The organism is Phenylobacterium sp. CCH9-H3 (assembly GCF_001557235.1).
In the GTDB taxonomy this organism is placed as follows: Bacteria; Pseudomonadota; Alphaproteobacteria; order Caulobacterales; family Caulobacteraceae; genus Phenylobacterium.
The window spans coordinates 1-13,739 of the sequence record NZ_LSJI01000011.1; the positions used below are offsets into that span (position 1 = coordinate 1).

The 13,739-nt window shown below is 69.8% G+C and carries 12 protein-coding genes; 4 read left to right on the forward strand and 8 right to left on the reverse strand.

What is annotated here, in order from left to right:
* Together AX721_RS00335 and AX721_RS00340 are read right to left on the reverse strand one after the other, a co-directional pair.
* A partial coding sequence (locus AX721_RS00335) for a methyl-accepting chemotaxis protein (RefSeq protein ID WP_068873937.1) occupies positions 1-1,319 on the reverse strand: 1,319 nt, incomplete at its 3' end.
* Between the two features lie 325 nt (positions 1,320-1,644).
* Complete coding sequence (locus AX721_RS00340) at positions 1,645-2,238, reverse strand: helix-turn-helix domain-containing protein (RefSeq protein WP_068873938.1); 594 nt, start codon at positions 2,236-2,238, stop codon at positions 1,645-1,647.
* A 294-nt stretch (positions 2,239-2,532) separates the two neighbouring features.
* Between AX721_RS00340 and AX721_RS27715 the strand changes: the two genes are divergently transcribed.
* Entirely contained in the window at positions 2,533-3,621 is a 1,089-nt protein-coding gene (locus AX721_RS27715; RefSeq protein WP_068873939.1) for a PEPxxWA-CTERM sorting domain-containing protein, read from the forward strand.
* A 3-nt stretch (positions 3,622-3,624) separates the two neighbouring features.
* Positions 3,625-5,586 carry a toll/interleukin-1 receptor domain-containing protein gene (locus AX721_RS00350; protein ID WP_068873940.1) on the forward strand — a complete coding sequence of 654 codons (1,962 nt, stop codon included), beginning with the start codon at positions 3,625-3,627 and terminating at the stop codon, positions 5,584-5,586.
* 5 nt (positions 5,587-5,591) lie between these two features.
* Here AX721_RS00350 and AX721_RS00355 read toward each other — a convergent pair whose 3' ends face one another.
* From AX721_RS00355 to AX721_RS00375, 5 genes are all read right to left on the reverse strand, one after another.
* The gene (locus tag AX721_RS00355) at positions 5,592-7,349 is read right to left on the reverse strand and encodes a TRAFs-binding domain-containing protein (RefSeq protein WP_068873941.1); all 1,758 of its coding nucleotides are present in this window, start codon (positions 7,347-7,349) and stop codon (positions 5,592-5,594) included.
* 328 nt (positions 7,350-7,677) lie between these two features.
* A complete protein-coding gene (locus AX721_RS00360) occupies positions 7,678-9,009 on the reverse strand; it encodes a dicarboxylate/amino acid:cation symporter (protein WP_068873942.1) in 1,332 nt (443 codons plus the stop codon).
* 137 nt (positions 9,010-9,146) lie between these two features.
* Positions 9,147-10,136, reverse strand: a complete 990-nt coding sequence (locus AX721_RS00365) for a TerC family protein (RefSeq protein ID WP_068873943.1) — start codon at positions 10,134-10,136, stop codon at positions 9,147-9,149.
* Between the two features lie 52 nt (positions 10,137-10,188).
* Entirely contained in the window at positions 10,189-10,386 is a 198-nt protein-coding gene (locus AX721_RS00370) for a YdcH family protein (RefSeq protein ID WP_068873944.1), read from the reverse strand.
* A gap of 221 nt (positions 10,387-10,607) precedes the next feature.
* Positions 10,608-11,024: a GFA family protein gene (locus AX721_RS00375; RefSeq protein WP_068873945.1), complete on the reverse strand. Its 417-nt coding sequence runs from the start codon at positions 11,022-11,024 to the stop codon at positions 10,608-10,610.
* A gap of 110 nt (positions 11,025-11,134) precedes the next feature.
* Here AX721_RS00375 and AX721_RS00380 point away from each other — a divergent pair, with 110 nt between their 5' ends.
* Positions 11,135-11,761, forward strand: coding sequence for a TetR/AcrR family transcriptional regulator (locus AX721_RS00380; protein WP_068873946.1), 627 nt, complete (start codon positions 11,135-11,137; stop codon positions 11,759-11,761).
* Here the strand turns inward: AX721_RS00380 and AX721_RS00385 are convergent.
* A complete protein-coding gene (locus AX721_RS00385) occupies positions 11,758-12,357 on the reverse strand; it encodes a TetR/AcrR family transcriptional regulator (protein WP_068873947.1) in 600 nt (199 codons plus the stop codon). The two genes, AX721_RS00380 and AX721_RS00385, sit on opposite strands and share 4 nt — an antisense overlap.
* A 161-nt stretch (positions 12,358-12,518) precedes the next feature.
* Between AX721_RS00385 and AX721_RS00390 the strand changes: the two genes are divergently transcribed.
* Entirely contained in the window at positions 12,519-13,712 is a 1,194-nt protein-coding gene (locus AX721_RS00390; RefSeq protein WP_068873948.1) for an efflux RND transporter periplasmic adaptor subunit, read from the forward strand.
* Positions 13,713-13,739: the final 27 nt, after the last annotated feature.

A 13,739-nucleotide genomic window follows, 5' to 3' on the forward strand; every position in this document is an offset into this window, starting at 1 on the left:
TCGTCGATCACGCCGATGATCTGGCTGATCTGGCTGGAGGAGTTCTCGATCTCGCTCATGGCGGCGACCGCGTCGCGGACGACCACGCCCGAGCGCTCGGCGTCGCCCTTGGCGGCGCCCACGGCTTCGCGGGACTGGGCCGCGCCCTCGGCGGTCTTGCGCACCGTGGCGGTGATCTGGTCGAGCGCCGCGGCGGTCTCTTCCAGGCTGGCCGCCTGCTGTTCGGTGCGGCGCGACAGGTCGTCGGAGGCCTGGGTGATCTCGCCGGCGCCGGACCGCACCGCGGTGGCGTTGGTGGCCACCTCGCGCATGGTGTCCTGCAGGGTGTCCATGGCGCGATTGAAGTCGGCGCGAAGCTGTTCGTAGTGCGACGGGAAAGCCTCCGTCAGGCGGAAGGTCAGGGCCCCGGCGGCCAGGCGCTCCAGGCCCTTGGCCAGGCCTTCCACGACCTTCGACTGCTCGGCGGCGGTGGCGGCGCGCTCGGCTTCGCTGGCGGCGCGGGTGGCGTCGGCGGCGCGGCGCTGCTCGCCGGCCTCGCCCTCAAGGCGCACCTTCTCGATGGCGGCTTCCTTGAAGTGCTGGACGGCGGCGGCCATGCGGCCCACCTCGTCCTTGCGACCCTGGGCCGGCACCTCGACGTTGTTGTCGCCCGAGGCGAGCTTGCCCATGGCGGCGGTCATCGCGCTCACCGGCTTGGCGATCGCGGCCGAAAGCAGGGCGCCCATCACCACCGCCAGGGCGATGGCCAGCAGGCTGCCCACGGCCAGCAGGGTGACGGCGAAGGCCTGCGCGGCCGACTGGCCAGCGGCGCGTTGCTTGCCCAGGGTGGTTTCCTGGTCGATCAGGGTCTGCACCGCGGCGCGGACGTCCGTCAGGCGGCCGGTGCTGCCCAGCTGCATCATCGCCGTCGCCTGCTGGGTGGGGTCCTGGCCCGCCGCGATCAGAGGCGCTTCCTCGGCCGCCACCTTGGCGCCGGCCTGCTTGATCTTCGCGATCAGCGCGGCGTCTTCGGGAGCGGCCTTCTCGAGTTCCCCGAGCGTGGTCTTGTAGCGTTCCTCGGCCTTTTCGATCGCCTTGAGGAATTCCGGATCGCCGCTGGCCACCAGGCCGCGGATGGCGTTCTGGCGCTCGACCCGCGCCATCAGCACCTCTTCGGCCAGGCGCAGCTGCTGGACGCTCGAGTTGTTCGCTTCGGTCGCCTGCTTGATGCTCATCAGGCTGACGAACACCGCCGCGCACATGGCGGCCACGACGGTCACCACGACCGCGAAGCCCACGACGAGCTTCTTCGAGATGTTCAGGTTGTTCAGGAGATTCATTGGGGTCTCGGCGTTCTGGCGGATCGGGGGCAAGGAGGCGGCGCGGGGTCAGCCCTCACGGCGTCCAGGGGTGCAATGGACGTACGGCGAGGTGCGGCAGCTGACAGTAGGGGGACTGAAACGACCGCATGGGAATCTCGCCGTTGCCGTGAGGGCTTGACGACGCCGGTGAGGCCCCGCCAATCCGGACAATCCCAAGGGCGGTTTGATTATTGGTAAATTGTGGGAACTGCCTTGGCCGATTGGCGATCGAAGGTCGCCGAATGCCTGCGGCACGACGTCGCAACACCTTGCGAATGCTCGGCGGGCCGATCCTTGGCCGAGACTAGACCTGCGCGCCGAAGGTCGTTTCGCCGGATGCCACGAGCAGCACCTTCGCCGGGGCCGTCGGCGCGACCAGCGCGTAGCCGGCGGCGGCGTCGAAATACACCCCGTCTCCCGCGCGCAGGCTCAGGGGCGCGTAGAGATGGCTGTGGAACTCCACCTCGCCGTCCAGGACCAGGGCATAGGCCTCGCCGCCATGGGTCGCGAGCGGGCCGTGGACGTCCAGCGTGCGCGCCGTGACGTCGACGATGATCGGCGACAGGCTCTTCGACAGCAGGTCCGCGGCGGCGCGACGGCCGGTATTCCCGGCCACCCGCGTCGGCGGCCCCTCGCCGGCGCGCATCACCGACCGGCGGCCGGAGGACGTGGGCTGGGCCTCCGCCTCGCGGGTGACCAGCCCCTCGAGGTCCACCTCGAGCGCGCGGCACAGTCGCATCAGCTTTTCGTAATTGAGGGCGTTCTGCCCCAGTTCGACCCGGGACAACGTCGAGATGGGTACGCCGCTCTCCTCGCTGAGGGCGGCGAGGCTCCAGCCGCGCGAGAGCCGCAGCTTGCGGATCGCTGCGCCGGTCCGATCCGACATGCGGGCGCGCATGACGTCGAGTCCCCTTTGCGTATGCGCAGCGAACCCTAGGCTGATTCACATAACGCGGCACGCGAGCCGAAGCCCGCCCCTGCCCATTATGGGTTGCGGCGCCGGGGTCGCGTGCAAAGCCCGGATCGACGCAAGGCGGCAAGTGTATCGGCGCGCTGGGCGAGCAACGCCGGTTCCGGTTTTCAACTCACACAAGAACCCAATCGCCCTCCAGTGCGCGTGTGGTAGGGTGAAAATTGAGTTAAGGCGGCTCTGCCTCCGCAGGACTGTCATTGATCTTTCAAGGGGGGGCTGATGCGAAGCCTTGCGTATGCGATCGCCTGTGGCGCCCTGCTGGTCGGGACGTCCGCACAGGCCGTTAGTCTCGACATCACCGGGCTGCAGTCCGGCAACATTACGCTGGGGGCCATGAACGCGCCCTGGGCGAACGGCATGATCGCCGACTTCGGCAACGATCTGGGGGCGGCCTACGGCGGCAGCACCGAGACCAAGGTCAAGGTGACGCCCGCCTACGCCAGCTTCGAGAGCGGCGTCGCGGTTTCGGGGCCGAACGCCTCGGCCCAGTCCCATTCCGGACTGGACGTCGAGATCTTCAACAACTCCGACAACCTCGTCTCCATCGACTCGGTGGGCTCGACCATCATTCCGGCGGGCCTCGGCTTCTACATGCAGGACCGGACGGGCGACCCCACCGGCGGCAATGCGTTCACGGGCTACGGCCAGGCGGGCTACTCGTCCTTCGGCTCGCTGTTCACCGAGGATCTGGCGGGCGCGACCTTCGCCACCGCCGGCTTCACCTTCGACATCTACGGCGACGACTACCTCGAGAACCCGTACGCCGAGGCGCTCTACACGCTCTCCGGCAACCTGACGCTGAGCTTCGATGAGGTCGGCAACGTCATCCAGGGCGGCGACATCGAGGCCGCGGGCCTCAGCCTCAACGGCTTCACCACCGCCTACGACAATCCGTTCGCTCTCGCCTACGCCTGGGGCGAGACCGACATCGAGATCATCCTGAACCAGATCCTCGAGACCGGGCAGTCGACCAGCCTCTACTACCGCACCACCGCCTACGCCTCGACCAACACCGCCTGCCTGGACGACGCGGTGACCTGCCTCGTCGCCTATTCCGGCTTCGGCGATCCCATCGGCCGGGGCGGCGGCGTTTCGCTCGCGGCCGCCCGCGGCGTGCGAACCCAGCTGGCCTACGACGGCATCACCGGCATCGTGTTCGATCCGCAGCTGATCGATCCGTTCCGGGTGAACTCCACGGTCATCGGCGGGGGCGCGGTGCCCGAACCGGCGACCTGGATGACCCTGATCCTGGGCTTCGGCCTGCTCGGAGCGGCGTTGCGGCGCCGGCGGGTGCTGGCGTACAGCTAAGGTATGACGCCACACGACGCGGACTCTCACGACCGACAGGACGGAGCCTACGCGTACCGGGCGTTCATCAGCTACAGCCACAAGGACAAGGACCTGGCGCAGCGGCTCCACCGCGAGGTGGAGTCCTATCGCATCCCGTCGAAGCTCATCGGGCGGCAGACCGGTGTCGGCAAGGTGCCGCGGCGCCTGCGACCGATCTTCCGCGACCGCGAGGAATTGCCGGCCTCGGGTGACCTGACGGCGGAGCTCAGCGGCGCGCTGCGCCAGTCGATGTTCCTGGTGGTGATCTGCTCGCCGGCCGCGGCCCGCTCGCGGTGGGTGAACGAGGAGATCCTGCAGTTCAAGCGCGTCCACGGCGATGCGCGGGTGCTGGCCATCGTCGCCGACGGCGAGCCCAATGCCACCGACATACCCGGCCGCGACCACCTGGAATGCTTCCCGCGGGCCCTGCGCTATCGCATCGGCGCCGACGGCGTGCTGTCCGACATTCCGGCCGAGCCCATCGCCGCCGACGTCCGGCGCGAGGCCGACGGGCCGCGGCTCGCCGTCCAGAAGCTGATCGCCGGCCTGACGGGCCTCAAGCTCGACGAACTGGTCCAGCGCGACACCCAGCGGCGGATCGCCCAGATGACCACCATCGCCGCGGGCGCGGTGGTGGGCATGGTGGTCACCGGCGGCTTGGCCTTCTACGCCAACTCGCTGCGGATCGAAGCCAACAAGCAACGCACCATCGCCCAGCACGAAGCCGCCGCCGCGCGGGCGGCCTCGGACTACCTCGTCGGCACCTTCGAGCTGTCGAACCCCGCCACCGAAAACCCCCGGACCATCACGGCGCTCACCATCCTCGGCCGCAGCGCCGACCGGGCGCGCCGCGAACTGGCGGGCCAGCCGGCGATCCAGGCCCGGCTGCTGGCCACGCTGGGCCGGGCCTACAACAATCTGGGCCTGCTGAACGAGGCGCGCACGGCGTTCGAACAGGCGATGCCGGTGATCAACCGGTCCGGGCCGGATGGCGCCGAGGCGATGCTGGTCCTGGCCACCACCTACGAGAAGCAGGGCCTGCTCGAGAAGGGCCTGGGGGCGGTGCGCCACGCCGAGGCGCTGCTGGGTCCCGACCCCAGGGCCAACGCCAGCCTCCGCGCCCAGGCCGCGCTCACCGAGGGCCGCATCCTGACCTCGGCCTCGAAGGTGAAGGAAGGCGTCGCCGCCTTCGACCGCGCGCTGGCCTACTACCGCGCCGCCGACGATGCGCCGGAGGGGGCCCTGGCCACCGTGCTGAACAACCGCGGCCTCCTGCTGTCGGACGACGGCCAGTTCGCGGCGGCGGAGGCGTCGCTGAAGGAATCCCTGGACCTGTTCAGCAAGGAGCTGGGGGCCAACCACCTCTACACGGGCAAGGCCTGGTTCGCCCTGGCGCAGAACGCCTTCAACGCCGGCGACCTGCGCACGGCCCGGGCGCATATCGCCAACGCCCTGCGCATCGAGCGCGGCGTGCTGGATCGCGACAACCCGATCCTGGCCGACACTCTCTCGATGCAGGGCCAGATCTACCAGGGCCTGGGCCAGATGGCCGAGGCGGAACGGTCGTTGCGCGAGGCGGTCTTCATCTATCGCGAGGCGTTCGACGGCCCGCACTACCTGATCGGCATCGCCGAGGTGTACCTGGCGCTGATCGAGTCCCAGCGCGGCGCCACGGCCCAGGCCCTCGCCACCCTGGACGACGCCAAGCGCAACTACGACGCCAGCTATGGCAAGCTCCACCCGAACCACGGCGACCTGCTGGTCAACCGCGCCAAGGTGCTGGCCCGCGCCGGCCGCATCGAACAGGCCCGCACCGACTGCGCGTCCGGCATGAAGATCCTGCGCGACACCCTGGGCGCGGAGGCCAGCTTCACGAAGCAGATGGCGGGCGAATGCCGCGCCCTGACGACCGCCGGCAAGACCCGCGTCGCGGCAGGCGGCTGAGCCGCTCAGTCCGCCGCCGGGTTCCGGGTCAGGCGATACAGCGGATAGACGCCGTAGCCCTTGGGCAGGGCGATCTTGCCCACGTAGTTGCAGTCGAACGGATGGTCCGTCTGCATCTCCAGCACCGCCGCGAACGGCTCGGTGACATAGACCGCGCCCGACGGCGTCACGGGCTCGATCCGCGCCGCGCGCGAGACCTCGCTGCCGTAGTAGGTGGTCCGCCGGGTGACGGGATCGTAGCCGGAATAGGTGGGGCCATAGTGCAGGGCGATCCGCATGGCCGTGCCCTCGCGCACGCCCAGCGCCTTGCAGTCCACCTTCTTCAGCTCCTCGCAGAGATCCAGCGCCGCCGCCGCGGCGGTCGGCGCGTCCTGGAACACGGCGAAGATGGCGTCGCCCCAGGTGTTGCCCTGCCGGATCACGTCGCCGTGGCCCTCCAGCGTGCGGGCCGCCCGCACCATCACGTCCTCCCAGAAGAGGGGAAGGGCGCGCTCGTCCAGCTTCGAAAACCCGGGGTAGTCGGTGAACATCAGCCCGTAGACGCCGCGCTCCACCTCCGACTTCGGCGGCGGCGGAGGCATGACGGGGCGGACGAGGGCGGGGGCGATGACCACCTCGGCCCGGCCGCCGGTGGCGCGCCAGGCGGTGACGTCCGAGCCGCTGAGCGTACGGTCGCCGCGCTCCTCCACGATCACCAGCTGGATCGCCTCGGCGTGGAGCTGGCGGGCCCGCAGGCGCGCCATGCCCATGGTCACCTTGGAGCCGTAGGCGAACTGCTCCATCTCGCCCATGTAGCTCATGTTGCTGGCGAAGGTCAGCGAGGCGGCGCGGTCCTTGATGGCGTGGTAGCGTGCCAACCAGCTTTCGCCGGCCGGCGCCACCGACTGTTCCAGGAAGTCGGGCTCGGCGAACGGCAGCACCACGTGCACCTCCGCCCCGCGCTCCAGCAGCAGCTCGGCGATCAGGATGTCGCTGCCGGCGGCCAGGGCGCCGTAGCCGAAGCCCACGTCCTCGCGCGCGATCACCTCGCGCATGCGGGCGGCCAGGTCGGCCTCCAGCTCCGGGGAGCCGACGAAGATGTTGCCGCAGAACATGGCCACCTTCGGCGGCTCGATCAGCTCCAGCAGGCTGTCCATCCCATGCCCGTCGCCCTCGGCGGCGATCAGGCGGCGCAGCTGCAGCACGGTGGTGGACCGGGCGCCGACGTCGGCGTCCGGCGCCTGCATGGCGCGCACGAGGGCCTCGCGCGCGCCGTCCACGTCGCCCAGCACCGCCAGCGCCTCGGCCAGGGTGGCCAGCGAAAAGTAGCCTGAGCGGCGCTCCGGCGCGGTCTCGGCCGCCACATGCCGCGCCAGCATCCGGGCCAGCCGCGGGCGGCCGGCGATCTTGGCCAGGGTGGCGGCGTTGATCGCCGGGTAGCTGGACTTCGAGAGCCGGAACACCTGGGCGTACAGCAGGCACGCCTCCAGCAACCGCTCGCGATCGGGCGCCCCGGCGTCGAACGCCTGATCCTTCAGGAGCCGGGCCTTGAGCGACAGGGGGTCGACCCCGCCGATCTCCGCCAGCCGGTAGTCGTCATAGAGCTTCAGGCCGCGCTCGGTGTCGCCTAGGCGGGCCAGGGTCAGCACCTCAAGATAGTTCAGCTCCGGGTGCAGGGTGTCGCCTCGACGCACCACCTCGTCGTAGGCGCCCAGGAGGTCGCCGCGGGCCAGGGCGGCGCGGACGGAGGCTGCCCGTCGTTCGGGAGTGGGCGGCGAACTCACGCGGTCCCGCCCGTCCGGCAGCCGGCGGGGGCAGGGGGCGAGGGCGGCCTCTCAAGCGTCAAACCCCGCACGCGCACGCCGTCCCCTTGTTGCGACGAGCGGCGCGGCCTTCGAGGTCGCCCCGACATCGTCCCCCAGGCGGTAACGCTATAGTGACAAGGCGGCCTCGTCCATGGATCGCTCGCGGCGAGGTGGCGCCGCCGCGCTCCTGGGTTGGCTAGAGCGCAATCCGCCGAAGTGGATGCCGGTTCGGCGAAGAGATTGCGCGCAGATCGAAGAGATAGAGCCTTCCGATCCCTTCAAATGGTCCCATTTGAAGGGGAAGGCTCTAGGCGACGGCGGCTTCCGCCGGCGCCGCCCGGCCGTCGTAGACGGCCTGGTCCAGGATGCCCTGCTGCTTGGCCACCAGGGTCGGGACCAGCGCCTGGCCGGCGACGTTCACCGCCGTGCGGCCCATGTCCAGGATCGGATCGATGGCCAGCAGCAGGCCCACGCCCTCCAGCGGCAGGCCCAGGGTCGACAGGGTCAGGGTCAGCATCACGGTCGCACCGGTCAGGCCGGCGGTCGCCGCCGAGCCGATGACCGACACGAAGACGATCAGCAGATAGTCCTGCAACTGCAGCGGCACGCCGTAGAACTGCGCCACAAAGATCGCCGAGATCGCCGGATAGATCGCCGCGCAGCCGTCCATCTTTGTGGTCGCGCCCAGCGGCACGGCGAAGGCGGCATAGGCCCGCGGCACGCCCAGCCCGGTCTCCGTCACCGCCTCGGTGACCGGCAGGGTCCCGATCGACGAGCGCGAGACGAACCCCAGCTGCATCGCCGGCCACGCCGCCCGGAAGAACCTGAGCGGGTTCAGGCCATGCGCCGCCAGCAGGGCCGGATAGACCACCAGCAGCACCAGGAAGAGGCCGACGTAGATCGCCACGGCGAACTGGCTGAGCTGGCCCAGGGCGTCCCAGCCGTACTTGGCCACCGCCGTGCCGAGAAGTCCGATCGTGCCCACCGGCGTCAGGCGGATCACCCACCACAGCACCTTGCGGATCACCACCAGGGCCGAGGCGTTGAACGCCAGGAACGGCTTGCCCGCCTCGCCGGCCTTCAGGGCGGCCGCCCCGACCACCAGCGAGATCACCAGGATCTGCAGCACGTTGAACGACACGCTGGTCGTCGCCGCGCCGTCCGCAAGCTTGGTCGAGGCGGTGAGCCCGAGGAAGTTGGCCGGGATCAGCCCGGTCAGAAAGTCCAGCCAGGTCCCGGTGGTCGCGGGCGCCTTCGCCGCTTCCGCGGCCACCCCGGCGTGGACGCCGGGCTGCAGCAGAACCCCGAGCGCGATGCCGATACCCACGGCGATCAGGGCGGTGATCGCGAACCACAGCAGGGTGCGCCAGACCAGGCCGGCGGCGTTCTGCAGCTGGGCCAGATTGGCGATGCTGGCCACGATGGCCGTGAACACCAGCGGCGGAACCAGCGCCTTCAGGAGCTGGACGAACGAGGCCCCGAGGATGCGCAGGGTCTCGGCCAGGCCGTGGCCCTGCTCGCCGGGCTCGACGCCCAGCTGGCGGGCCAGGAAGCCCAGCGCCAGGCCGACGACCATCGCCGCCAGGACCTGGACGCCGAAGCCGCTGACGAAACGGGAACTCTTTGCGGGCGTCGCCATGGCGCCAATGTAGGGGGCGCGCCGTTCCGCCGCCCGCGGAAAAGTCTGATCGAACCCTCAGGGAATCTCTTTGCCCAAGCCGTGAGCGCTCTTCGCTCCGCGTTCAGGAATCCTGGGGGTCGCTGGGCTGGCGCGCCTCAGTCGAGGCGCGCCTCCGCCGGGGCCATGCCCCGCGTCTTCCACAGCGACCAGCCCACGCCTGCGGCCAGCAGCGCCGCGGTGATCGCCAGCGAATAGGCCGCGGGGAACTTCTCCCAGCCCATCGCCTCGGCGAAGAACACCTTGCCGCCGATGAACACCAGGAGCGCGGCGAGCGCCTGCTTCAGATAGGCGAACCGCGCCACCACCGCGGCCAGGGCGAAGTACAGCGCCCGCAATCCCAGGATGGCGAAGATGTTGGACGTGTAGACGATGTAGGGGTCGGTGGTGATGGAGAAGATCGCCGGCACCGAGTCCACCGCGAAGATCACGTCGGCGATCTCCACCATGACCAGGGCCATGAAGAGTGGCGTGGCGAACCACACCAGCTTCCCGTTGCGGTCCGGCTGCTTCACGAAGAAGAAGTGGCCATAGAAGCCCTGGGTCAGCCGGATGCGGCGTGCGAGCCACCGATAGACGGTGCTGTCGTGCGGATCCTTCGGGGCGCCGTCCGCAAAGAACATCTTCACGCCCATGACGATCAGGAACGCCGCGAACACCCACAGCAGCCAGGCGAAGCTGGACACCAGGGCGGCGCCGAAGCCGATCATGATCCCGCGCAGCACGATGACGCCGAGCACGCCCCAGAACAGCACCCGGTGCTGGTAGGCGCGGGGAACGGCGAAGGCCGCGAAGATCGTCGCGATGACGAACACGTTGTCGAGCGCCAGGCTCTTCTCGATCAGGAAGCCGGTCACATATTCCAGCCCGGCCTGCCGGCCGAGCTCGGCCCACACCCAGGCCCCGAAGCCGAGGCCCAGGGCGATGTACCCGCCGGACAGCAGCAGGCTCTCGCGCACCCCGATCTCATGCTGATCGCGATGCAGCACCCCAAGGTCGAGGGTGAGCAGCACCACCACGAGCCCTGCGAAGGCCAGCCACATCCAGAGCGGCTGGCCGAGCACGGCCGCCGTGAGAAATTCGGTCATTCTCGGATTTCCAGGAGACGGGGAGGCGCGGGCTGCGCGCCTCCCCAGGGCCTCAGGCGTGGCTCATGCGGACGCTGACAGGCGCCAGCCCGGCCTCGGCCAGGAACAGCTCGTCCTTCACCTGCAGCTTGCGCCGTTTCAGGTCCTGGATGGCGAGCTGGTCGGGGGCCGGCTTGGCCTGTTCCCTGCGGATCAGCTGTTCGAGCTGCCGATGGCGATGACGCAGGCGCCAGATGCGATGGTGGTTCATTGTTGCTCCTCCGTTTGGAGGCGCGCCCGGGACCCGAACGGGGGGCTAGCTGGGGGAGAGCAACCGATCCGGACCCCAGGCGCACCTGTGCGGTCCGACATCACGATCACAGACGATCGTCAGAGGGGCCCGGTCCCGCAAGACCGAGATTGGAGCGCCGCCGAAGCTCCGCAAGCCCCGCCGCCGCAATTTTTTCGGCGGGGCCCAACGGCGGCGGCGCCTCACATCTGGGGCGGCATCCTGTCGAACGCCGGCAGGCCGGGCCGCGGGGCGTCCCAGCTCGCCGCGCTCGCCGCGTAGACGTGCATCTGCGGCTTGAAGACCTCGAGGTCGTCGAGGCTGGACGCGCGGAGGAACAGCATGCCGGGCAGGGCCGGGTTCGTGGAGAAGACCGGAGCGCCGCAGTTGGGGCAAAAGGCGCGGGTCACGGGATTGCCGCTGTCGGAGGGGCGCACATAGCCCTTCACGTCACCCGTGAGGCTCACGGACGACTCTGGAACGGCCAGATGGGACGAATGACCCGATCCGCTGGAGCGGCGGCAGTCCTCGCAGTGGCAGTGACCCGCCATCATCGGCTCGGCGTCGCAGGTATAGCGCACGGCGCCGCACAGGCAGCCGCCGGAGAAAGGCGTCGGCAACGGAAACTCCCTCGATAAAGATCGCTGACGCCCTTTGTGTTGGGCTCGCCCAGAATATGTTCAAGAACATATTCTGGGTCGCTGTAGTGGCTCCCGGGGGAGGTGTTGGATTGCCCTATCGGCCCGAGCACAAGTCCGAGACCCGCGCCCGCATCGTCGAGTGTGCGCGCGTGCTCTTCAATCGCCACGGCTACGACAACGTGACGATCGACATGCTGATGGAGGCGGCGTCGCTGACGCGCGGCGGCTTCTATCATCACTTCCGGAACAAGGAGGAGGTGTTCGGCGAAGCGGTCGCCAGCTTCCTGATGGGGCGCGGCGCGAGGTGGCGTGCGGAGGCGGGCGTCAATCCCCTGGATCCCGCCGTCGAAGACGGCGCCAACATGCTGCGAAGCTACCTGTCCGCCGAGCATCTGGGCGACTTGGAGGGGCAATGCCCGATGATCGCGCTGCCCTCCGACGTGGGTCGCGCGGGTCCGGCGGTGCGGGAGGCCTACAAATACCTGCTGGAGGCCATGGTCGGCCTTTATGAACGGGCCTTACCGAGCGGAACCATGGACCGAAGGACGACGGCTCTGGCCCTGGCCGCCCTGAGCGTCGGCGGCATGGTGCTTGCGCGGACCCTGCCCGAGAACGAACTGGTTGGCGAAGTTCGCGACGCCGCCTTGGCCAAGGCCCTGGAATTGTTGGGCCCCGGCCAGGCGACGCGAGCCGGGGCGCCGGGCGGGTCCGCCTAGCCCAGGAACGCCTTGATCAGCGTCCGCGCGGTGGTGGCCATCGAGCGGACGGGGCCGGATTCCTGCAAGGTCACGCGCGAGACGTGGCCGCCCTCCAGCAGCATCATCAGGGCGTCGGCCAGGCCGCTGTCCTTGGCGCCGGCCGCGGCCGCCATCTCGGCGAGCCGGCGGTGCATCTCGCGCTTGTGCTCCACGGCCACCATCCGCGCCGGGTGGTCGGGCTCGTGCAGCTCCAGGGCCGCGTTCGACAGCGCGCAGCCGTGGCTGTCCTCGCAGGTCTTGTTGGCGAAGCCCTCGAACAGCGCCTCCAGCTGGCGGCGCGGGTCGCCGGCGTAGGGGGCGATCACCTCGTCCCACCAGGCCAGGCCGTTGCGCGATTCCTCGCGCAGGCATTCGGCCACCAGTTCGTCCTTGGACGGGAAGTTCCGGTACAGCGTCATCTTGGTCGCGCCGGCCTCGGCCGCGATGGTCTCGACCCCCACGGCCCGGATGCCGCGCTCGTAGAACAGTTCCTTGGCCGTATCGAAGATCCGGTCGCGGGCCGACTTTCGCGTGAGGCCGGCGGTGTCCGCCGCGCCGCTGCGATCAGCTTCCATCCCCATTTTTATCGTTGTCCTTCCATTGACGTGCGAGTGACCGGTCAGTATCTATTGCGCAGATGATACCGAACGGTCTCGTCACATCTTCAATGTGCGCCTAGGCGAACCGGTTTTCAAGCGCCGGGCCCTGCGGCGCAAAATCACTCCCGGAGACGGTCATGCGTGTGTGGACCCTGGCGCGGACAGGCGCCCTTCTGGCTCTTTCTTTGTTCGTCGCCGGCTGCGGCGCCCAGGCCCAGGACAAGGCGGGCGAGCCCCCGCCGCCGCAGGTCACCACCGCCGCCGTGGTCACCCGGGACCTGCGCCCCTGGGACGAGTTCACCGGCCGGCTGGAGGCCGTCGATACGGTTCAGGTCCGCCCGCGGGTCGGCGGCTACGTGGATGGCGTCCGCTTCACCGAAGGCGCCGTGGTCCGGCAGGGCCAGGTGCTGTTCCAGATCGACCCGCGCCCGTTCCAGGCCGAGGTCGCGCGCCTGACCGCCGAGGTGGCGGCCAACCGGGCCAAGCTGGAGCTCGCCGCCGCCAACCGCCAGCGCGCCGAACGCCTGGTCGAGGAACAGGCCCTGTCGCGCAGCGAGTACGACCGCCTGGTGTCGGAGGAGAAGGCCCAGCGCGCCGTCCTGGACGCCGCCGCCGCGGCGCTGGACTCGGCACGGCTCAATCTGGAATTCACCCGCATCACGGCCCCGATCAGCGGCCGCGTCTCTCGGGCCATCGTCACGCCGGGCAACCTGGTCACCAGCGCCGACGTCCTGACCACCGTGGTCTCGGACACGCCGATCTACGCCACCTTCAACGCCGACGAGCAGACCTACCTGCGCTACGCCGCCTCGGCGCGCAGCCGGCCGGGGCCGGTCTATCTCGGCCTGATGACCGACGAGGGCTACCCGCATGAGGGCCGGCTGGTGTTCGTCGACAACGTCGTCAACGCTCGGAGCGGCACCATCCAGGGGCGGGCGCTGTTCCAGAACGCCGACGGCCGGTTCACCCCGGGTCTCTTCGCCCGCATCAAGCTGGTGGGCGAGACGGCCGAGCCGACGGCCCTGGTCCCCGACCGCGCCATCGCGGCCGACCTCGGCAAGCGCTTCGTCCTCGCCGTGGGGCCGGGCGACGTGGCCCAGTACCGGGCCATTGAGGTGGGCCCGCGGGTCGGCGACCTGCGGATCGTCCGCAGCGGCTTGAAGCCCGGCGAGGTCATCATCGTCGGCGGCGGCCAGCGCGTGAAGCCCGGCCAGAAGGTCGCGCCCACCCGCACCGTGATCAAGCTGCCCGAAGCCGAACTGGCCCAGGTCGAGGCCCGCCCCGCGCGGATCGCCCTGGCCGATACGAAGGCTGCGACGAGCGCCCGCTAGGCGTCGTCGCAAGCCCCCCTTTCCGAA